General features: G+C 52.9%; 19 protein-coding genes. 12 read left to right on the top strand and 7 right to left on the bottom strand.

Features of this window, described 5'->3' with window-relative positions; translation table 11 throughout:
• Positions 1-2 precede the first annotated feature (2 nt).
• Genes ACJ8J4_RS17685 through ACJ8J4_RS17650 form a run of 8 tightly spaced genes read left to right on the top strand, consistent with a single transcriptional unit; the run spans position 3 to position 7,097 of the window.
• A complete protein-coding gene (locus tag ACJ8J4_RS17685) occupies positions 3-1,256 on the top strand; it encodes a CpaF family protein (RefSeq protein ID WP_043140903.1) in 1,254 nt (417 codons plus the stop codon).
• Positions 1,249-2,154, top strand: a complete 906-nt coding sequence (locus ACJ8J4_RS17680) for a type II secretion system F family protein (protein WP_049205748.1) — start codon at positions 1,249-1,251, stop codon at positions 2,152-2,154. Before ACJ8J4_RS17685 ends, ACJ8J4_RS17680 begins: the two co-directional genes overlap by 8 nt.
• Positions 2,151-3,062 carry a type II secretion system F family protein gene (locus ACJ8J4_RS17675; RefSeq protein ID WP_197832506.1) on the top strand — a complete coding sequence of 304 codons (912 nt, stop codon included), beginning with the start codon at positions 2,151-2,153 and terminating at the stop codon, positions 3,060-3,062. Before ACJ8J4_RS17680 ends, ACJ8J4_RS17675 begins: the two co-directional genes overlap by 4 nt.
• Positions 3,062-3,820 carry a tetratricopeptide repeat protein gene (locus ACJ8J4_RS17670; RefSeq protein WP_043140893.1) on the top strand — a complete coding sequence of 253 codons (759 nt, stop codon included), beginning with the start codon at positions 3,062-3,064 and terminating at the stop codon, positions 3,818-3,820. Before ACJ8J4_RS17675 ends, ACJ8J4_RS17670 begins: the two co-directional genes overlap by 1 nt.
• Positions 3,821-3,879: 59 nt before the next feature.
• Positions 3,880-4,284: a hypothetical protein gene (locus ACJ8J4_RS17665; protein ID WP_442516093.1), complete on the top strand. Its 405-nt coding sequence runs from the start codon at positions 3,880-3,882 to the stop codon at positions 4,282-4,284.
• Positions 4,268-4,795 carry a tight adherence pilus pseudopilin TadF gene (gene tadF, locus ACJ8J4_RS17660; RefSeq protein ID WP_072008262.1) on the top strand — a complete coding sequence of 176 codons (528 nt, stop codon included), beginning with the start codon at positions 4,268-4,270 and terminating at the stop codon, positions 4,793-4,795. Before ACJ8J4_RS17665 ends, tadF begins: the two co-directional genes overlap by 17 nt.
• Positions 4,796-4,807: 12 nt before the next feature.
• Complete coding sequence (locus tag ACJ8J4_RS17655; protein ID WP_197836293.1) at positions 4,808-6,475, top strand: hypothetical protein; 1,668 nt, start codon at positions 4,808-4,810, stop codon at positions 6,473-6,475.
• Entirely contained in the window at positions 6,468-7,097 is a 630-nt protein-coding gene (locus ACJ8J4_RS17650) for a hypothetical protein (protein ID WP_197836294.1), read from the top strand. Before ACJ8J4_RS17655 ends, ACJ8J4_RS17650 begins: the two co-directional genes overlap by 8 nt.
• A gap of 14 nt (positions 7,098-7,111) precedes the next feature.
• Here ACJ8J4_RS17650 and ACJ8J4_RS17645 read toward each other — a convergent pair whose 3' ends face one another.
• The 5 genes from ACJ8J4_RS17645 to ACJ8J4_RS17625 all read right to left on the bottom strand — a co-directional run bounded on the left by ACJ8J4_RS17645 (position 7,112) and on the right by ACJ8J4_RS17625 (position 12,322).
• Positions 7,112-7,555, bottom strand: a complete 444-nt coding sequence (locus ACJ8J4_RS17645) for a universal stress protein (protein ID WP_060434948.1) — start codon at positions 7,553-7,555, stop codon at positions 7,112-7,114.
• 21 nt (positions 7,556-7,576) lie between these two features.
• Positions 7,577-8,350, bottom strand: a complete 774-nt coding sequence (locus ACJ8J4_RS17640; RefSeq protein ID WP_025304817.1) for a siderophore-interacting protein — start codon at positions 8,348-8,350, stop codon at positions 7,577-7,579.
• Positions 8,331-9,602 carry an efflux transporter outer membrane subunit gene (locus ACJ8J4_RS17635; RefSeq protein ID WP_442516092.1) on the bottom strand — a complete coding sequence of 424 codons (1,272 nt, stop codon included), beginning with the start codon at positions 9,600-9,602 and terminating at the stop codon, positions 8,331-8,333. Before ACJ8J4_RS17635 ends, ACJ8J4_RS17640 begins: the two co-directional genes overlap by 20 nt.
• Before the next feature lie 99 nt (positions 9,603-9,701).
• Positions 9,702-10,745, bottom strand: coding sequence for an HlyD family secretion protein (locus ACJ8J4_RS17630; RefSeq protein ID WP_060434858.1), 1,044 nt, complete (start codon positions 10,743-10,745; stop codon positions 9,702-9,704).
• 41 nt (positions 10,746-10,786) lie between these two features.
• On the bottom strand, positions 10,787-12,322 hold the full coding sequence (locus ACJ8J4_RS17625) for an MFS transporter (RefSeq protein WP_016929546.1): 1,536 nt from the start codon (positions 12,320-12,322) through the stop codon (positions 10,787-10,789).
• A gap of 141 nt (positions 12,323-12,463) precedes the next feature.
• On the opposite strand from ACJ8J4_RS17625, the gene ACJ8J4_RS17620 reads away from it, so the two are divergent.
• A complete protein-coding gene (locus tag ACJ8J4_RS17620; protein ID WP_025304814.1) occupies positions 12,464-13,366 on the top strand; it encodes a LysR family transcriptional regulator in 903 nt (300 codons plus the stop codon).
• A gap of 35 nt (positions 13,367-13,401) precedes the next feature.
• On the opposite strand, the gene ACJ8J4_RS17615 is transcribed toward ACJ8J4_RS17620, so the two are convergent.
• Together ACJ8J4_RS17615 and ACJ8J4_RS17610 are read right to left on the bottom strand one after the other, a co-directional pair.
• The gene (locus tag ACJ8J4_RS17615) at positions 13,402-14,577 is read right to left on the bottom strand and encodes a sensor histidine kinase (protein ID WP_025304813.1); all 1,176 of its coding nucleotides are present in this window, start codon (positions 14,575-14,577) and stop codon (positions 13,402-13,404) included.
• Entirely contained in the window at positions 14,574-15,272 is a 699-nt protein-coding gene (locus ACJ8J4_RS17610; RefSeq protein WP_151428690.1) for a response regulator, read from the bottom strand. The genes ACJ8J4_RS17615 and ACJ8J4_RS17610 overlap by 4 nt, the downstream gene beginning before the upstream one ends.
• A gap of 127 nt (positions 15,273-15,399) precedes the next feature.
• On the opposite strand from ACJ8J4_RS17610, the gene ACJ8J4_RS17605 reads away from it, so the two are divergent.
• The 3 genes from ACJ8J4_RS17605 (at position 15,400) to ACJ8J4_RS17595 (ending at position 20,587) form a co-directional block, all read left to right on the top strand.
• On the top strand, positions 15,400-16,188 hold the full coding sequence (locus ACJ8J4_RS17605) for a MipA/OmpV family protein (RefSeq protein ID WP_025304811.1): 789 nt from the start codon (positions 15,400-15,402) through the stop codon (positions 16,186-16,188).
• Positions 16,189-17,789: 1,601 nt separating this feature from the next.
• A complete protein-coding gene (locus ACJ8J4_RS17600; RefSeq protein ID WP_197832502.1) occupies positions 17,790-20,318 on the top strand; it encodes a colicin-like bacteriocin tRNase domain-containing protein in 2,529 nt (842 codons plus the stop codon).
• A gap of 11 nt (positions 20,319-20,329) precedes the next feature.
• Positions 20,330-20,587, top strand: a complete 258-nt coding sequence (locus ACJ8J4_RS17595) for a colicin E3-like toxin immunity protein (RefSeq protein ID WP_025304809.1) — start codon at positions 20,330-20,332, stop codon at positions 20,585-20,587.
• Positions 20,588-20,767: the final 180 nt, after the last annotated feature.

The raw sequence follows: 20,767 nt of genomic DNA, 5'->3' as shown, positions 1-20,767 counted from the left end.
ACATGGATATAAAAACCTATGAAAAAATCAGAAACGCGCTGTTAGAGCAAATAAAAATAGAAAACTATGACAGCTCTGCCACTCATGAAGCGCTGATGAAAATTGAAGAACTGCTCATACCGGCGCTCGATCTGGAAAATATTATATTAACCAGAAGAAAGTTTGATGAGCTGATCAAAAGCTATTATGACGACATCTTCGGGCTGGGGCCCATCGAAGATCTGCTGGCCGATCCCAGCGTTAACGACATCATGGTTAACGGGTGTAAATCCATCTACATCGAACGGGCGGGCAAACTCATCAAGCAAGATTCTCAGTTTAAATCTAATGAGCAGATCCTGCGTATCGCGCAGCGTATTGTTGCGCCGATTGGGCGTCGGGTAGATGAAAGCTCGCCGATGGTCGATGCCCGCCTGGCCGACGGTAGCCGCGTCAACATCATCATTCCGCCCGTGGCCCTAGATGGCTGCACCATCTCCATCCGAAAGTTTAAAGAGGATAAATTAGACCTGATCGACCTGATCAACTTTGGCTCGATGAGTGAGGCGATGGGGCACTACCTGAGCCTGATGGTCAGGGCCAAGGCGAACATCATCATCTCGGGGGGGACGGGTTCAGGGAAAACCACCCTGCTCAATGCAATTTCGAACGAAATCGATGATGGCGACCGCATCGTCACAATCGAAGATGCCGCCGAGCTGCAGCTGCAAAAAGATCACGTCGTGCGCCTGGAGTCGCGCCCTAAGGGTGTTGACGGCGGCGGTGAAGTCTCGATTCGTGACCTGGTGATCAACGCGTTGCGTATGCGCCCAGACCGGATCATCGTGGGCGAGTGTCGTGGCGATGAAACCTTTGAAATGCTTCAGGCCATGAACACCGGCCACGAAGGTTCGCTCTCAACCATTCACGCCAATACGCCAAAAGACGCGCTGGTGCGCCTGGAAAGCATGCTCTCCATGGCGAACTCCAATATCTCGGCCAAAACCATTCGCGGCCAAATATCGCAGGCCGTTGATATTATTATTCAATGCGCAAGGTTGCCCTGCGGCTCGAGGAAGATTACCAACATTACGGAAATCGGCACGCTGGAGGGTGAGGTCATTCAAAGCCAGGACGTATTCCTGCTCGAAAGGCGAAAAGAGTCGGATACGGTCACGAAGTATGCGCATAAGCAGAATATCGCCTACTCCATTCTGGAATCAAAGGCCGCGTTCGCCGGGCTGCTCCCAGAGCTCAAAGGCATCCTGCATGACTAACCTGACGGGCTTCCTCATCACCCTGCTGCTTCTGCTGCTGATGTTCTCATACGTCAGGCAAAAGGCCGCGAAGAAGAAAAAGTGGGAGAACTTTTTCGGTAAAGCGAAGCCGGCTGAGAAAGAGAAAACCAAGGAAATAAAAAAGCTCATCGGCAAGTCTTACCTACCCGACTTCGTGTTTATTTTTGGCACCAAAAGCCTGGTGATGTCTCTGGTGGTCAGCGGCGGCTACATCCTGTTTTGGTGGTTCTGCTGCCTGACCTTCAGCGCCTCGTCGTTTGCCTATGTATTTGGCACCGTGATCCTGGTAGCTATTTCGTTTGCCGCGTTGTACGGCATCTACCAGAGCCGTTTCAGCGACTATTTCGAAGCACAGTTCCCCTATGCGCTGCGGCTTATCAGCCGCAACCTGGCCGTGGGCCAGACGATATACGCGGCCATTGATGCAGCGGCGGAGAACCTGAGCGATATCATGAAGCGAGAATTTACCCGCATCTCATTCCAACTGAAAAACGGCGTGTCCTTTGATGACATACTCAGCCGGGGTGAGAAAATCTACCCCTATAAAGGCTACTTTGTTTTTAGTTCGTATATTCGTATCTCCATACAAAAAGGCAGCAGTCTGAAAGATACCCTGCTGTCCCTGGCCAATGACCTGGTCGCCGCTCAAGTCATTAAGAAAAAAACCAAGGCGTTAACCTCAGAGGCACGCGGGGCGGCAAAGATCCTGGCGCTTTTACCGCTGCTGATGCTGGTCGTACTCTATAAGTTCGCCTTTTGGAACTTCGTTTACCTCTTCGATGAGCTTTATGGCCGCTACGTGGTGATTTACGTGGTCATTAGCGTCAGCATCGGGTTTTTCATTATTTCACGCATGATTAAGGGAGTTGAACTGTGATTTTCTTTATCTCAACCTCGCTCTTTATCGTCGGCGTTATTGTGTTTATCTGGGGATTAAAGAGCCACAAGAAAGAAGAAGAGTATTATGATAAATTTTACTTTATCGTTTCCTCACACGAGAACCTCGATGACTACCTCAGCCTGAAAAACAGGATTAAAGACCTGTTCTCTTTATTAATGAGAAAGCTATCATTCTACGTTGAAAACAACCTGTCCCATACGGAATACCATGCTCTCATTAATAAGGCAGGATATTACTCGCTGCAAGAAAGCACCCTATTTTATATTTATATCTCTAGCATATTTCTCTTTTCAACTCTGTCCCTAACGCTGTTAGCCTACCTGGGTAATCTGTCATTCTATGTCATTCCTGTTTTCATGATCGTGTACTACATTGGCTCAAAGATTTATCTCGAGAGAAAACATAAGAACGAGATCAAAAAGTTCAGGATCAACTTCGTCTACTTTCTCGATCTGTGCGCCACCTGTATCAAAACTGGCATGACGCTGACGGCCGCTTTAGAAACCGTTTCCCCGGTGCTCTATCGCTTCTCCGGTCTGTTAGGCAACAGCATGCAGAACTTTTCACGCACGCTGAAATACAGCGATATAAACATCGCCTGCGAAAAGCTCTATGAAGAGGTTCCCCTAAGCGAGGTCAAGGAGTTTATCGCAACCGTGCGTAACTCCGCCCAGTTCGGCGCTGGCATGCAGTCCGGTCTGCAAGAGTTATCTAAAGAGATCCGCCAGTTTCACTTTATAGAAACCGAAGAAAAAATTGGCTCCGTCAACGCCAAGATGGGGATACCGCTCATTCTCTTTATCATGTTCCCGGTTATTGTTGAAATCATTGCTCCTGGCCTGCTACGCGCCATGGGCAGCCTGTCATTGGAGATGATCTCGTAATGAAAAAGTTAGTCCTCACTTCGATAGTCTTTCTTGCTGCCTGCGTCAACGGCACGCCCGATATGTTGAGAAACGATCGGGAAACGGCTCAGCTGGCGGTCCGCGTCGGCGCCTTTGAAAAGGCCAGGGAGATCGCGGTAGATAGTCTGCAAGCGCAACCGGACAATATCGAGACACGCTTCTACCTGGCCGATATCTATTCCAAGATGAATAAATATGATATGGAGGGCCAGGAACTGGAGATTATTCAGGGAAAAATTAGCCGCGCAGATGAGAATTACCCAAGGGTGATTATCGAACTAATGAAGAACAGTCTGATGCGACATCAATATCAGGAAACTATCTCTCTGTATAAACAGAATTTTGCCGAAGGGAAAATGGCGCTTGCCCAAAGCGCTACTATGCGCGGCAAATCGCTGATGTATGCCGCCATTGCCTACTGTAAGCAGAATAAGTATGAAACCTGCATCGCCGAACTGAAGCGCGCCAGAACCTACCTGCCGGGAGACCCGGCGCTGGCCGACAACCTGAAGATTGCACAATACATGGCCAAGGCCAGCACAGGGGATATAGACCCTTCTCTGCTGTATGCCGGCTATAGCAATACGGAATCTAAAGAGATGTATGCCAACCTGATCATGGCGCTGATTCGCGGTGACCAAGAGACCCGCGCCTTTGAGCTGCTCAGCATGCGCTATTCCCGCGAGGATTCCATGACGATCATCAACGATCTTAACGGTATGAAAATCGCAAAATGATAAGTCTATTCACTAGAGTAGGGAGTGAGGAGCGAGGTATCTCAACCATCGAGGCCAGCGTGCTGCTGCCGATCCTCTTTATCATATTGATGATGATTTATGAGGTGCTGAGGTTTCAGAACGATATCTCAATCATTTATTTCAACGAAGAGTTTGCGTCACAGCGCGTCGATCTCTCGTTTTTAGACAACGATGTCGAAAAGATAAATGAAAACTTCCTGGCCGATTTAAACAAGAGCGGCAGTGAGTTTTATTTCAGCGCGCTGCTCTATTCGGAGCCAAAGATAACCTGCTATGAGGATATCAATATCAAAGTCAGCAAAAAGTGCGGAAAGAAAACCAAGCTGATTAACATCGCCTATCAGATCCAACGTGATTACAGCAGCGATTGGATAAGCGACCTACTGTCTTTCCCACAACAATTTGATCGCGAGGTATTTATCGTCAATGATTACTTCCATTAACAGGCTTGTTGATAATGAGGATGGTAGCGTCGCCGTTGAAGGCACCTTTGTTACCCTATTCTTGTCCGTGCTGCTGATTTATACCATGCAGCAGGCTTTGGTCATGTCAGTACAGTTTAGTATTAATAAACTGGCCGATCAAATGGTGAATATTATTTCCCATCGTGACAGCCTGTTTGGCAATGCCAATTTAAGCCAAGGCGACGTCGTTAACGTCGCTAAAATGTTTAGCCAGTTCAAGAACGGCGGAGAAGCGCCGTTTTTCGACGTTTTCGTTGAGGAAATCGCCTACGCAACGGGGCAATACAGCATGTATAAGCTACCCGGGAGCAAAGAAGGCTGCCAGCTCACCAAGCGGCTGACTGACTATGGCATCGATATCAAAACCTCATTCGGCAAATCTAACTCGGTGTATCGGGTTTCCATCTGTAAAAAAACAGAACCGGGATTATTCTCTAAAAATAAAACGCTGCTGGCAGAAAGTGCCATCCAAATTGGCCATCATCATTAGAAGATAATAATCATGAAGAATAAATTCGAGCGTTTTTTAGGTGATGAACAGGGTGGATTAATGCCGCTGTGGGCGATTGGCGGCATGATGGTGGTGATCTCTATTTTTTGGGTCGAAAACTACTCCTCCACCATCATGGAAAAAACGCGAGAAATGCGGCTGACCTCCGTCGTGACCCGTACCTCGATGGTAGAAAGAGGAACGGTGACCGCCAATGCCGGGCGGCTAGCCGAAGCGACAGGCGCCAATATGAATCAGGCAACCCATGCCTTCTCGGCGGAGCTGCAAGAAACTACGCTGGAAAAGCTTCAGGAGCTAAAAGAAAATAAGCGGATCAGCGAACTGCTCGCGACCACTTCCAACGTCAGTCAAAACACTAACGTTCCCTTCGATGAAATAAACAAAACCATTGGCCTCGACCCAGAGGTCAGGATCTCCACGGCGGATAACGCCGTCAAAGTTTTCAGACCGTTACACGTGATTATCGCCGTCGAGGCCAGCAGTCTTAACCGTGCAAACGTGATGCAGGCGCGGGCGGCGCTAATGAGCTCACTATCCCGCCTGTATGCCGAAGCGCCGGCTACCCGAACGACGGTGATCCCATACTCTTTTCGCGTCAACTCCGGGGGCAAATGCTATACCGGGATCGCCCGGAGCGATGCCTTTTCATTTGTCTGGTGGGAAAGCTTCTTTGCGCAAGAAGATTACCTGGCTGAACTTGAAAATACATTAAGAATGGCCGAGGAATATCTCGGAAGATTAAACGCAGAGATTGATTACAGTAATCAGATGATAATATATTTGAATAATGAGCTTAGTCAACATGATCCCGGCACTCAGGAATATAAAGAGCTGACAGAACAAATAAGTTATTATCAACAAGAGATAAGACTTGCTGAGGCGATGCTGCCAATGGCTAATGAAAACATAAAGATTGCCAAAGAAAATGTCGATGCACAGAAAGAAGTTATAGACAACCTTAAGCAACAACAACAGTATATTGATTACTTTCCTCTGGCCAAGCATTACGCAAAAAGGTACGATAACTATTATCTTCTGGATGATTATACCGATAATTTTGCTAACTCTGGAATATTTTCAATTACGCAGAGTGATTTTGAACGCGCCGCAAAGACGACTTACCAAAGTGCGGAATATCTATCCTCCCTCGCGGTCAAACGCGGCGTTTATTTTGGCGATGCCGGCACCTGCCCCGCCAGCACCGTAAAGTATGGCCTGACCTCATCCCAAAATGTGAATAGCGCGCTTTCCGGCATCGACTTTAGCACCAATAAGATTAAAACGCTGGAAGGGCTACTGTGGGCGGGGCGCACCGCGTTTTCTGCCTCTCGCGGCATGGCACGCAACGTCATTATTCTGTTTGCGTCGGACACAAAAGAAGTTATCGATCCCGACGAGGTCACCGGCATCCGACAGAGCTGCGCAGCCATTAAGACCGGCTTTATCAATAATAAGTCGGCCAAGCTGATCGTCGTTACCCAGAATCAGGATGGCCGAGATAAGTTCGAAGAGCTGAGCTGCGCTACCCAGTGGTTCACCGATCCGGGCTATATCAACCTTGAAGATATAAACAACGAATCCACGCCAACGCTGGAAGAGCAATTCAACTTTATCTTCTCGCAAGAATCCACCACCAGGAACATTAACGCACATGAATAAAGTTATAACGATCGCGCTGATGCTGCTCTGCGCCTCTTTTTCCTATGCTAAAAGCAGCGACGAGCTCAATCAGTCCAGCTGCCAAACCGGCCCGATATATGAACGCTTCGGCGACGCAAAACGCCAGGCCGGTCTGCTCCGGTTCGACGGCCGCACCAACGCACGGCTGAGCCGTAGCCAGCTGGTGCAGTATCGATTCGTCACCGTGTTGCACGAATACTTGGGCACACTGTGCCACCAGGAAAACGCTTACGACGCCAACAGCCTCGGCGCCTTGCTACTGACCAAGGAAAACATCGTCATGAGCCATGTCGGTACGGTGCATTTCGCAAGCGGTAGCGCCCTGGTTGATGAGGCGACGCTGGCGCGTTGCTGCTCGCACATCAGCCAGACGTCTGACTACGACGGCATATTTATTGTCAGCCGCACGGACTCAATAGGCAACGCGAGCCACAACCGAGCACTGTCATATCAACGCGGCTACCGTATCGCCGAGCGCTTACCTCAGGCCAGCCCCATTCACCTGATTGCGCTCGGCGCCAGGCCAGCGCGCAGCGGCCAGAGGCCGATCGCCAACCCCAACGATCGGCGCGCCGACATTTATCTCTATCAGCGCCAGTGAGATCCCCCTCCGGCTTAGCGCGGGATCACCAATACCGGTTGGCCAATCTCATCCAGCAGGCCGCGCGTGACGGAGGCGTTCAGCCAGCGCCCCAACGAAGACAGGTGGCGGTGCGAGATGATCAGCAAATCGCAGTTGAACAGCGCCATCTGTTCCGGGATCACCTCGATGGGCGTCCCCGCTGCCAGCAAGCCCTGGGCGTTGAAACCCTGCTGCTTCAGCGCCCGCGTCACCTGACCGACCTGCTTTTCCGCCAGCGCCTCTTCCCGTTGAGCGGCGGGGTACTCCTCGCGCTCATCGCTGTCGAAACGCAGGCCGCTGCGGCTGAGCGTAAAGGCATTGTCTACCACCGTCAGCACGATCACGTCGCCGATGCTGCCTTGCAGGCGCACCATAAAATCCAGGGCATTGCCGCTGTGTTCAAAGCAGTCCACCGCCAATAATACTCTCTCAATCATAACCATCCTCACTCGCCTGAGTTAAATCGCGCCCTTGAAGTTGGCTTCGCCCTTTTTCCAATACCCCTTGGCAAACAGCGCAGCGCGGGAGATACCCATTTCGTTGATAAAGCGCGCCTTCAGGTACGCGGCAATCTGGTGTTCGCAGGCCAGCCATACCTGCCCTTCGCCGGACGGCAGTTCGCAATGGCTGACGGCCTGCACCAGCGGGCTGTTCATCACGCTGTCAAAATGTCGGGTGCGAATTTGCCAGCTGTTCACCTGCAAAAAGGAATAATCGACATCCTGAATCTCCTGCGCATCGCCCACTTCGGCGAACCACAGCACCGGCAACGGGTCGGACAGCGAGGCGAGAATGGTGCGCATGGCGGGCAACGCGGTCTCATCGCCCAGCAACAGCAGCCAGCGAGTTTGCGGCAACAACCGGAAGCCGCCGGAGCAAGGGCCGGCGAACCCCAGCTTGTCGCCCGGCATCGCGTCGCGCGCCCAGTTCGACGCCGGGCCTTCGCCGTGCAGTACCATATCGATATCGAAGGTGCGGGCGAGTTTGTCGATGCCGCTCAGGGTGTAAGCCCGCCCGGCCAGCGTGTCGCGCCACGGGAAGAACACTTTGACCCAACTGGCCGGCTCCTGCGCGCGCGGATCGGCGATAAACTTATCCACATCATCGCCGCTCAACGTGATGCGGCGGATCCGGGCGGTGACTTGCCGCACGGCGCTCACCCGGGCCTCCCGTTTGCGGCGGGTGTCTCTTTCCAGCATCTCGTCGACAATCTTATTCAGCGTGTTGTGCATCAGCCTTCTCCTGTGGCGCCGCCGACGGGTAGGTGTGTTCCCAGCCGCCGCCCAGCGCTCGATAGATATTCACCACGGCGATCGCCGTCTCCTCCTCTGAAACAATTTGCGCGGACTGCAGATCCAGCAGCGCACGCTGCGTGCTCAGAACGTGGATAAAATCGCTCGCACCGTTCAGATAGCTGTCGCGCGCCAGCGCAAACGCGTGTCGGTTGGCGGCCAGCGCCTCGGTCAGGTGCGTCTGGCGGCGCTGCTGGGCGCGATAGCCGGAAAGCGCGTCGTCGATCTCGTGCCAGGCGCGCAACACCGTTTGCTGGTAGGCGATGGCCATTTCCTGCTGCCGGTATTCGCTCAGGCGCACCCGTTGGGTGATTTTCCCCCCGTCGAACAGCGGCAAATACAGGGCGGGGCCGATGGCGAAGGTATGCGTGGACCAACTGCCCATATCCGCCAGTGCCAGTGCCTGATAGCCCGCATTGCCGGTCAGCGTGATGCGCGGATAGTAGTCGGCGGTGGCGATGCCGATCTCGGCGGTTGCCTGATGCAAACGCTCCGCCGCTTCGCGAATATCCGGCCTGCGCAGCGCCAGATCCGACGGCACGCCCATCGGCACCGCGCGCGCCAGCGTCGGCAGGGGCTTCGTCGGCGCCAACATCGCTTTCAGCGCGCCCGGCCGCTCGCCCAACAGCAGGCTGATGGCGTTGATCAAGCGTTCCTGCCTATCGAACAGCGCCGGCAGCAGGGCATCCACCTGCGCCAACTGCACCTGCGCCTGATCGACATCCAGTTCGTTGCCCGCGCCGCTCTGATAACGACTTTGCGTCAGCTGCAGCGTGCGCAGCGCCGTGGCGCGGTTTTCCTGCGCCACCGCCAGCTGTTGCTGCGTGGCGCGCAGGCGTAGATAGTCGCTCGCCACCTCCGCCGTCACCGACGTCAGCAGTGCGCGCCGGTTCTCCTGCGAAGCGGCAAAGCCGGCGCGCGCACTTTCCGACGCGCGACGCAGCTTGCCCCACATGTCCAGCTCCCAGGTGGCGCTGGATCCGCCGCGCCAGAGGTTATAATCCGCCTCTCCGCCGTTGCCGGACGGATCCATGCTGCCCACCGAGGTGGCGCGCTGGCGCTGATAGGCGCCGTCCAGGCTCAGATCCGGCATCAGCGCCGCCTCTGTCACGCCCAGCAAGGCGCGGCTTTGCTGCATGCGCGCCGTGGCGAGCTGCAGATCCAGGTTGCCGGCCGCCGCCGGCCTGCTCACCCCAGCTCTCGGGCAGCGCGTTCTGCGGCCGAGCGTAGTCCGGCCCCACCGCCCGGCAGCCGCTCAGCGCAATCAACAGCAGCGGGATCACGGCTCTGTTCATTGCAGGCCCCCGTCCAGCGTATTGATGCTGACGTCCGCAGACATGCCGACGCGCAGGGCGCTCAACAAAGCGGCGTGCTCTTTGTTGATATCAAATACAATTTTCACCGGGATGCGCTGAACGATCTTGGTGAAGTTGCCGGTGGCGTTCTCCGGCGCCACGGCCGCGAAACTGACGCCGGAAGCCGGCGCGATGCTGTCCACCTGCCCTTTCAGCGTTTGGCCGGGAAAGGTATCGATATGGATGTCTACCGACTGCCCGTGCGCAATGTTTTCCAGCTGGGTTTCCTGGTAGTTGGCGATGATGTACAGCTTGTCCTGCGGCACGATGGCCAGCAGCGCATCGCCCGGTTTGACGAACTCCCCGACCCGCAGGCTGTTCTTGCCGATCACGCCGCCGATCGGCGCGGTGATGCGGGTGTAAGACAGGTTCAGCTCGGCCATCGCTTTCTTCGCCTGCGCCAGCATCAGCTCGGCATCGCTGTCCGCCAGCTTGGCTTGCAGCACCTGCTCCATGTTTCGCGCCGCTTTAAGCGTCGCCTCCGCCTGCGCCACATTGGCGGAAAGCGTGTGCACTCGCGTTGTCGCCTGCTGCGCCGCCTGCTGTGAACCCGCGCCGCTGCTGGCCATTCTCTGGTAGCGGTTCTGCTCCTGGCGCGCAAACGCCAGCTCCGCCTGCGCCGCCTGCCGCTCCGCCTGCGCGGCGGCGATCAGCGCGCTCTGTCGGGTCAGGTTGGCCCTGGCGTCGTCCTGGCGGGCGCGGGCGGATTGCTCCTGCGCCGTCGCCTGCGCCAATGCGACGTTGAATTCACGTGGATCGATCACCGCCAGCAATTCCCCCTGTTTGACCCACTGGTTGTCCCTGACCAACACCTGCGCAATTTCACCGGCAATCTGCGGAGAAATACGCGAGATATCGGCGCGAATATAGGCGTCGTTGGTATTCTGCTGTGTCTCTTTAATAAAGAACTTATTGATTAATAACCCCAGCGTAATGACGGCAACCGCCAATACGGCGACGGCGACTTTCTTGTTAGCCATAAAAGTGACTCCAATTAATATTTATTTCTGATGATAAAATGTCAGGCAGCGACCGAACGCGGCGGATAAATACGGGTCGGCATAACTAAAATCAGCGCGGTCAGTAATAACGCCAGGCCGGCAACCAACAGATAAAGATCGGCGCTGGCCAGCACGTGGCCCTGCCGGGCGGCAAGCTGCGCCAGCTGCTCCGCCGACCCCGATGCGCGGCTGTAGGCCGAGCCGAAGCCGTCGGCGATCGTACCGGCGTGATAATCCCCGCGCTGCCGGCTGAGCAGCGCGATGGCGCCGCCGGCAGCGGTGGCGGCGAAACCTTTCACCGCGTTGAACCAGGCCGCCGCAAACGGCCCGTCGGTCGGCAACAGCCCGCCGGTCGCCTGCATCAGCAACGGGATGATCGCCATCGGTTGAGCGACCGCCTGCAACAGCGCGATGACGCGGAACGTGTCGCCGTTCCATTCCGGCGTCAGCTGAGCCGCCAGCACGCAGGCGGTGGCCATCAACAGCAGGCTGATCGCCAGCACCCAGCGGCAATCCACCCGCGGCGTATTGCAAATTATGGCGACGATCGGCAGCGTAATTAATTGCGGCAATGCGACCCACAGCATTAAGTCGGAGGTTTGTTCCTGACGATAACCCTGAATCGCGGCTAAATATCCCGACGTGATATTAACCAGCGACACCATAATTAACAGCACGCCACCCAGCGTAATTAAGGAGAAAGACAAATTCCTTTTGCTTAATAGCTGCAAATTAAAAAAAGGCAGCGGGTGATACCATTCGTTAATCAGAAATAACGCCAATAATCCGCCGCCGCCCAATAATAAAACGTAGATCAGCGGCGAGTTCAGCCAGTCGAGGCGCTCCCCCTGTGAAATGCCCACCGTCAACATGCCGAGCGCCATGCCGCCGAGCAGCAGGCCGCGCCAGTTGAACTGCCGCAGGCGCTCCAGCCGCAACGGATCCTGCGGCAGGCCGTAACCGATGCACACGGCGGCGATCGCCATCAGCGGCAGGTTCCAGTAGAAATACCCGCTCCAGCCCCAGTGAAAGGCAAAGGCGGCGGCGGTAGCGCCCAACGTAGCGCTCCAGGCCGAGACCCAGCCGTAGGCACCCAGCCCCAGCACCTTGATCAGCGGCGGCATAAAACGCAGCACCACCGTCATCAGCATCGGCGGCAACGCGCCGCCGGCGAAGCCCTGCAGGCTGCGCACCGCCAGCAGCACGCCATACTGATCTCCCAACCAGGGCGTCAACAGCCCACCGGCCAGGTAAATGCCGCACATCGTCAACGCCACCCGGCGCAGCGAAAAGGTCGGCCAAAAACAGGGCGTGAACCCGGAACCGATCACAAAGCCGGTGACGTAGCATGTGGTCAGCCAGCTGCCGGCATCGAAGCTCAGCAGCATGCCACCCTGTATATCCGCCAGCGCAAACTTGCTGGCGTTTTCCCCCACGCCGCTGGCCATCACCGCCAAAAACACGCCGAACAACCCCAGCCAGGTACGGCCGTTGATTTCACCGGCGCTGGCGAGCCATCGATTTTTGTGGTGCGGCGTAACAGACACCTCAACCATTCCCCACTCCTGCTGTTTCAGCCTCAATCTTTGTTGTCGTGGGCAGTATCCGGAGTTATTTCGATTGTTTAAAATGAAATGATGTAATTAACTAGTTGCACAAAACGCAACCCATTGAGCGCACCCCCCCCCGGAGAGGCCATGCCGCAAAAAATTGATTTCAACCTGATCTATGCGCTGAATCTGCTGCTGGAAGAAGGGAGCGTGAGCGGCGCCGCCGAGAAGATGAATCTGAGCGCGCCGGCAATGAGCCGCATTCTCGGGCGCATCCGCCGGCAGTTCGACGACCCGATCATGGTCAGAGCCGGTAAGCATCTGGTGCCGACGCCGCGTGCGCTGGAGTTGAAACGCCAGCTCGGCGACATCATCGAGCAGGCCACTGCGCTGATCGCACCGAGTGATGCGTTCGAACCCGGCAAGCTGACCAGAACCTTCACCATTCGCGCCAACGATATCTTTATCGGCGCGCTGGCGGGCGGATTGCTGGAGACGCTGCGGGAATCGGCGCCGCTGAGCGGCCTGAAATTCATCGCCGAAAGCGACGGCGAGGATGACGCGCTGCGCAGCGGCAAAGTGGATCTGGTGATCGGTTCCTCACGCGACTGGCACCCGGAAATCAAGACGCAGAGCCTGTTCACCAGCACCTTTCAGGCGCTGGTGCGCCCTGGGCACCCGATCATCGGCCGGGTAACGCCCGAAACCCTGACCCATTACCCGCATATCAGCGTTTCTCGCCGCGGACGCACGCAGGGGCCGATCGACGACGCGCTGCGCGATCTCGGCCTGCAGCGCAACGTCGCCCTGACCCTGCCGGGCTTTCATTCGGCGATGATGCTGACCATGAAATCGGACTTTATCCTGCCGCTGCCGCGCCACGTGCTGCAGGGGGTGAGCAACATCCACCTGCCGTTGGCGGAGCTCGAGCTGCCGCTCGAGCTGGAATCGGTGTTTATCGTCCAGGCCTGGCACCCGCGCCTGGATCGCGATCCGGCGCACCGCTGGCTGCGGCAGACCATCAAGCAGTTCTTTTTGCAGCGGGAGTGAGGGGGTTCGCCGCCCATAATGCCCCCTTCAGCGCATTATGACACTGCCGGCAGGGGCAAGTTTATCGTGATTAACAGCCCTTTGCCGGCCGGCAGACTGGCCTTTATCGTTCCATGATGGGCAGCGCAAATCGCTTTCGCAATGGAGAGCCCGAGCCCGCTGCCGCCGGAATCGCGCGCGCGGGAAGTCTCACCGCGAGTAAAACGCTCAAACATTTGCGGCAAATAATCCTGTGCAACGCCAGGCCCCGTATCTTGAAAAGCCAACACGATTTCCTGTGCGGTCTGTTCGAGACGAATGCACATTCGATCGCCCTGGCTACAATAACGAAGCATATTTTCGATAAGTATGCTGAATACCTGACCTAGTCTGAATTCATCCCCAATAAAATGAAGCGGCCCGCCCTCCTCGATAGAGATGGACATGCCCGCAGCCTCCAACTGAGGTTTGAGCCAGGCGACTCTCTCCTTTAACACGCTATTGATAGTAAAAACGTTTTTACTTAATTTCAGTTGGCCCGCACTGGCCAGAGAAAGGAAATACAGATCGTCAGTCAAATAACTCAGGTTTTTTAATTGCGTCATCACCATATTCAGCTGTGCCTGACTCGCAGGAAACACGTTGTCTATCATGCCCTGAAGGCGGCCCATAGCCCCGGTCAACGGTGAACGCAACTCATGGGCCAACGCCACATGCGACGCTTTTATTTCACGCTCGTATAAAGCGAGTTTATTGACCATCTCATTGAAATTTATTGAGAACCTTATTATTTCATCAGGACACGCCTGGACCAGCTCGGCTTGTTGCTTAAAATTTCCCTGAGCCACGGTTTCCGCAACGTCGGTGAGATTTCGGAATTGGGCGGTAAGAGGGCGTGCGATGCGCACGCACATTAACGTTATCAATGGAACGACAACGATCAGGAAAATAAGCAGCCATCCCCAATTTAAAGAAGTCAGCGAAGGTGTACTGTAATCCAGCCCCCAATACGTATCGACGATCTCATGAAACGCCTCTATGTCCAGGCTGGGGTTCTCGCGCAGCACCAAGAATCTTTCGTAAACCGATGCCGGCATTTCATGAATGACATAAAAATACTGGGCAGCAAAAATGCCCCACATCGCCAGAATAATGGTAAAAAGCGTCACGATGGCGACGATGACGATGCGAACAGACACCCAAAACAAAAGAGATTTATTTTTCCTTTTCATGATTTGCAAAACCTATAGCCGACGCCGCGCACATTAAAAATCACGTTATCAACGCCTGCCGCTTCAAGCTTTCGTCTTAGATTATAAACATGCGTATCCACCACTCTTTCGAGCGCATCGCTTTCAGGTAAACATTTTTCAAGTAATAGCTGACGACTCAGTGGCCGTGTCGACGCTTTCATTAACGTACTGAGAATGGAAAATTCGGTTAATGTTAAATCCAGAACATGGGCGCCGTCCTCGCTCGTGATGACTCTCGCTACCATATTAGCGATATCCAGTTCGAGCCTTTCCCAGCGCAATATTTCTTCGCCAGCCAGCTGACTTCCGCCGCTTCGTCTTAACACTGCCTGCACACGTGCCATAACTTCACCGGGGTTATAGGGTTTAACGATATAATCATCCGCACCATAACGAAGAGCGCCAATTTTATCATGAGGTTCCCCCATGGCCGTGATCATGATAACCGGCGTATTCACCTTGCGCCTGAGCGCCGCCAATATTTCCGTTCCATTCATATCAGGCAACATCACATCTAGTAATATGAGATCGGGTTTCCAGGTTAAAGCCGTATTCAAACCCATCAGCCCATTCCCCACCACCGCGACATTATAGCCTTCACGCTTAAGGTAAGCCTCCAGTACATTTGCCGCATCGACATCGTCTTCAATGACTAGAACCCGTTTATTTTGCATCTCATTCCCCTGAAGGATCTTGGCTATTTATTGATTATTCATTGACGGTTAATTGACAAATCATCGGCATACTCCGCCTTGCGTGAACAGTCTTATCATACCGATACACATAATACCGAGGCTCATAATGTTAGAAAAGAAAATCATTAAAAATACGTTGGCTCTGCTGATAATATCCAGCATTCCACCCAGCCATGCAAGTAATAACGATAACAGCGGAACGGCATTTACCGTGAGCCTTGGCGCGGCATCATCACCTAAATACAGTGGTTCGAATGAGCAAACCTGGGGAGCCGCACCGCAATTTCATTTCCAACAGGATAACTTTTTTGTCGATTCAATGAATGGTGCTGGTTTTCGTTTCCAAAGCGAGAACGGTTTATATTTCATTCCAACGATAGGCTATGATTCAGGGCGAACCGATGAAGATTCAGGTTGGCGTAAAGGCTCTGACGCGCTTAAAGGCATGGGGGATATTTCAGCAACCGTTAACACTGGCTTAGCCTTGGGATGGGCGGTAACGCCATGGTTGGTCTTAGAGGGAAAAGCCACCCTGCCGCTGAGTGATGGCCAGGGGATATCTTACGCGACCTCCGTCGATTTCATTCCTGTTCTGGATGAGGAGGATACCGTCGCGCTAAAAATCAGCGCATTATTTGCAGACTCTCGCTATATGAACACCTGGTACGGCGTTAATAGCACGCAAAGCGCTAATTCGGGTTACTCACGTTATAACAGCTCGGGCGGTTATTACGGTACCGACGTGAGCCTGACGTGGGCGCATCAGTTTACCGAAACCTGGGGTGGATGGGTTGGCATTAACCATACCTGGCTGGGGGATAACGCCGCCAATAGCCCTATCGTTAAACAAAAGGAGGGGACAACGGGAGTCGTGGCAATAAGCTACACGTTCTAAACCAGTGCAAAAACCTGAAACCACAAAGTGACGTTCAGAAGAGTAATGGGACTTTAAAGATCCTCCACTCAATAGCTTGCTGTAATTAAAGTTTCATTACCCTTCAACCGACGATTCAGGAAAATTTGACTGATGAAGTTAAAAACTGGGGTTTTAACGCGGTTTTCAAACGCTTTAGTAACGGTTTGAATATATAAAGCCTGGGGGCATTAACGCATTGCGGTACATCATGAGAAGAGCACGACTTGAAATCACAGGTTATTGCTCCTGCTCCGTTGCCGAGTATGGCAATACCGCTTTGAATGCCGGAACATGGGCTTTCATGACAATGAATCGCGGTGATGAATATTGATACCAGTAAAAAGATTAACGACATGGTTTTCACGATGGCTTTCCTCATTACAGTTTAACTGTCTGAATGGTTTATTCACCCAAAATGAAAGCATGCCAAAAAATCATCAACCCAGTGTCAATCCACTGCAAAGAAACGCTCAACATGGCGCCAAAGTGAAAACACCCCGGTCTTCCAGACCCGGATAGCCGGATAGCCGGATAGCCGGATAGCCGGATAGCCGGATTAAATATGCAGTTATTCATTTTCTACAAAATGAATCAGACGTTATCAAACCGAGAGTCGATACCGCAAAAACAGGATGAATTTATGTTTCTAAAGATTGCCTATTACCTTTTAACCCTATCATCAACGCTTGCGTTATCCGGCTGCGTTTCGCTTTTCTAATCGTCAGAGGCCTGAATGAAGTCACTCATTTACATTTCTATTCTGTCATCCATTTTTTTACTCAGCGGCTGTTTATCCATCGGCACGCACCTATTCAATAAGTAGCCGTAATAATCCCTCGCGCAGCCGGACAATCTCATTGTCTGGCTGCAAGATCTCATATCCATCTAGGTGGACGGTCATTTATGCTGCAGAGCTCGGCTAACACAGAAGAACAAGGGAGACGATGATTGGCGGAAGATCACAGGAGTCGCATTTGATAGCCAATTAATTTGAATTTACTCAGTTTTATCAATTTCGATTTTGAACCATGCCCCCTATTATGCCCCCAAATGATTTTGCTTGTAGGGTTTAAGGGGTCAGTTTGGATAACTTCCCATTTATGCTCCATAAAATCTCCTTTTTGATATCTGTCATTTTGCACACAAACACTGTGTTTATATAGTGTTTGATGCTAAACCATCCTCTCAAGCCCGCCAATCAAATGATAATTATTCTCGTCTATACCAAGCGTGACACAAAAAAGCAGCCGCCTGCGACAGCTGTCACACTGACAAATGTGGGTTAATCCCGGCTGCGCGTCCGTTCCCACTCCAGCTTCTGCAACCAGTCATACTCCCGGAGGATATTTTGAAGGGAGAGTAGGGAGCATTAATTTTCAAATTAAACAATTAATTATCTACTTGACGTACGTTTTCGTTCCATTGGCCCTCAAACCCCATTCACCCCAAACCTCCTCTCTGTTTTGTTTGATATACAGCACAACAACCAGCTGGGTTAATGACTTGTAAACTCCTTTAATTCTCGCTAAAAACTGGATATGCATACAGTATTTGTGTGCAATTTCAACAGGAGATGAGTTATGAGTGGTGGTGATGGTAAAGACAGCCGCGGTCCTGGCGGTGGGGTGAATGGTGGGCCGACGGGGCTGGGTGGGGGTGTGGATGCATCCGATCACTCTGGCTGGAGTTCAGAAAACAACCCATGGGGAGGCAAGGATAAGGACACTGGCGGGCATACTGGTGGTGGCAACAATGGTGGGGACAGGGATCCCGCCAACAGTGGCGGCAATGTTAACCTAAGCCTGTTTCCGGAAGCACAAGCGTCTGTCGCTGTGGGGGCACAGTTCAATCTTTCACTGTTCGATGGCGCATGGGGATTCAGCCTACTGAAATCCCAAAAGGTACAATCGTTTATCACAAAATCGATAACCAAAGTGAAAACGCTCGGTATTCCCACGGTAGGCACATTGTGGCGAACTAGTCTGTGGGGATTGGTCGTGGAAGGCATTACGCCAACCAAGATCGCTCCTGATGATATGTCTATGGTGCGACATATTGTGACGACACTCCCTGCGGATTTGGTCACTCAGACGCCGCCGGGCCAACTTCCCACTCAACCGGCAACCCTGGTCAGCGCTCGTATTGCTGACCTCGTTGATGAGGGGCAGCAAAAAGTAGCCGTTGTTCGTTCACCGTCGTTACCGATGAGCGTTCCGGTTGTGGAGGCCAAGCCCACCAAGCGACCGGACGTCTATACGGTAGGAATTGTACCGGGCATGCCTGATATTCATATTCGCGTCAATGCGCCGGCGCCGCCAACCACGGCGAAACCTGTGGACGGTGTTACCGAGATAAATAATGCTGAAGCCAAACCGTTGCCAGCGACGCAACCGGGTGGCAATACGCACGATGGTATCGTGGTGTTCCCTCCAGGCAGTAATCTGCCGCCGGCTTATGTGGCCGTGGTGGAGATCATTCCGCAAAATGAAGTCAATGCACGCGAAGCCGAACGCAAGGCATTTCTGACTTATCAGGATGCACGCCAACGTCGTGAGTCAGTTCAAACGGATGAGTACCGAAAGTCACACAGTTATCAATGGTTGCTGCCTGAACGGACTATCAACCAGCGACAGATTGAGGAAAAGCAGGCTCAAATCACCCTCAATCAGCGAATTGCTGAACGTCAATCTATCCAGGAAGCCAATGCGCGCGCTCGCCGTCAGGCGGGACGAGCCGAACAATTTCATCGTGACGTGGAAAGAACCAATGGCACCATTGCTGCATTAAACGAAGATCTTTCCCGGCTGCGTAAGGAAGAAAAGGATCTAGCGGCTCAGGTTGCTGAATTTGATCGCATTGCCAAAGACAATATGAGCAAAATTCGCGCACGGCAGCCGACCGATCCGGATATTGCTTCGTTGTCACCGCAAGCGCAAGCGGCGTTCTGGCGCAACCAGGCGAAGAAAGAATTCGTTCTTACGGTTGGCGATGGCGATTTGCCCAAATATCCGCCGGTCATGGGCAGCAAACCCAGTCCGCTGTTTCTGGAGCAGACTGCCTACTTCTGGCGTGAAAGCGGGTTTGCTATCAGCAACTATAATTCGGTGGCGACGACGGAGACACTGGAAGCCGGTATCCGTGGCGCGTTTGCCCGGGCCTCGGCGGCGTTGACGAGGACACCTGCGGAAAAACTGTATGCCAACGGGCAGGTCACCACGGCTGAGTTTGCTCAGCTCTCTTTTGTTTTTTCCGAGAGTTTGGACGTGCCGGCATTGACCGTCATGTCATCCCTGGGTGTTGGTCGGTTCGGATTGACGCGAGACGATGTGAGGAATTCGCTCGGCAACTATAATTCGGTGCGGTTACCTTATCGGCTGGTTTCTCGTGAGACGGGGGATGTCGGGGAAGAGAAAATCCACATCAACATCGTTCGCCCTGATGAGCGGAACGTAAAAGGTGCGGTGCCACTAAGGCCACTATCATGGGATGCGGTGAAAAGGGAGTTACGCTTTACCACTGATGACGGTGCTATCTCTCTGACCTGGACACCGGCGAATGACAAGAGCGTATCCGGTTATATTATTACCGTCACGCCGGTTGGTGCGCCTGCAGGCAAGCTTTCGACGGGGGGCAGTGTCGATGTGTCAGGGAAAGGAACGCTGACTGCATTGCCCAATGGTGATGTTCAGCAGATCCATGACTATATTTTGGTTCCACCGGTTGAAAGTGGTCTTGATCCGATTTATGTCATGTTCAACAAACCACGAAAAAAACCGGCCAAGGAGGATAAGCCTGAGCTTGTCAAACCCCGCAAAGGGCTAACAGAATTTGGGCATGATTATCATCGGCCTCCAAAAACAGAGGATATACACGGGCTGGGTGAACTCAAAAAAGGTGAGTCGAAGAATCCAGTTCAGGGGGGAGGAGGCCTTCGAGCACGCTGGTATGGCGACAAGGGCCGTAAATTCTATGAATGGGATTCACGGCACGGCGAGCTGGAGGGATATCGAGCCAGCGACGGTACGCACCTAGGTGCATTTGATCCCACCACCGGCGTACGTACTAAAGAGCCGAGACCTGAACGCAACATTAAAAAGAAATATCTGTAAGGAGAGTTATCATGGGACTAAAATTAAATCTTGTTTGGTTTGAAATTGATTCACGTCAATTTGTAGGGGAAGAATACTCTAAGGACTTTGGGGATGATGGCTCAGTTATCGAAGGCTTAGGGTTGCCATTGGAAGATAATATTAATAATGGTGGGTTCAATGTTGAACGTGGTTGGATTCCATTGCTTCAACCGTATTTCAAGACAAAAATTTCCCCTGAAAAATTTGCCTACCAGATCTCGTTCGATTATCAGGATGGCAATTGGTAATCTGACATTTTACCCATAACAAATAACGCCCAACAATTGCAATATTGTTGGGTTTTTTTGTTATTAAGATCAATCCCCTAAGAATACCGTATAGTGCAGGAGTGACCCTATTGCGATAACGGATTATGTTTAAAAAACATCCTTACCGTACAATAATTTCCGATCTCCAAACTCCCCCCT

Origin of the sequence: Serratia sp. CY47280 (assembly GCF_052168655.1) — a bacterium.
GTDB classification, from domain to species: Bacteria; Pseudomonadota; Gammaproteobacteria; order Enterobacterales; family Enterobacteriaceae; genus Serratia; species Serratia bockelmannii.
This window is presented reverse-complemented; position numbering and strand designations above follow the sequence as displayed.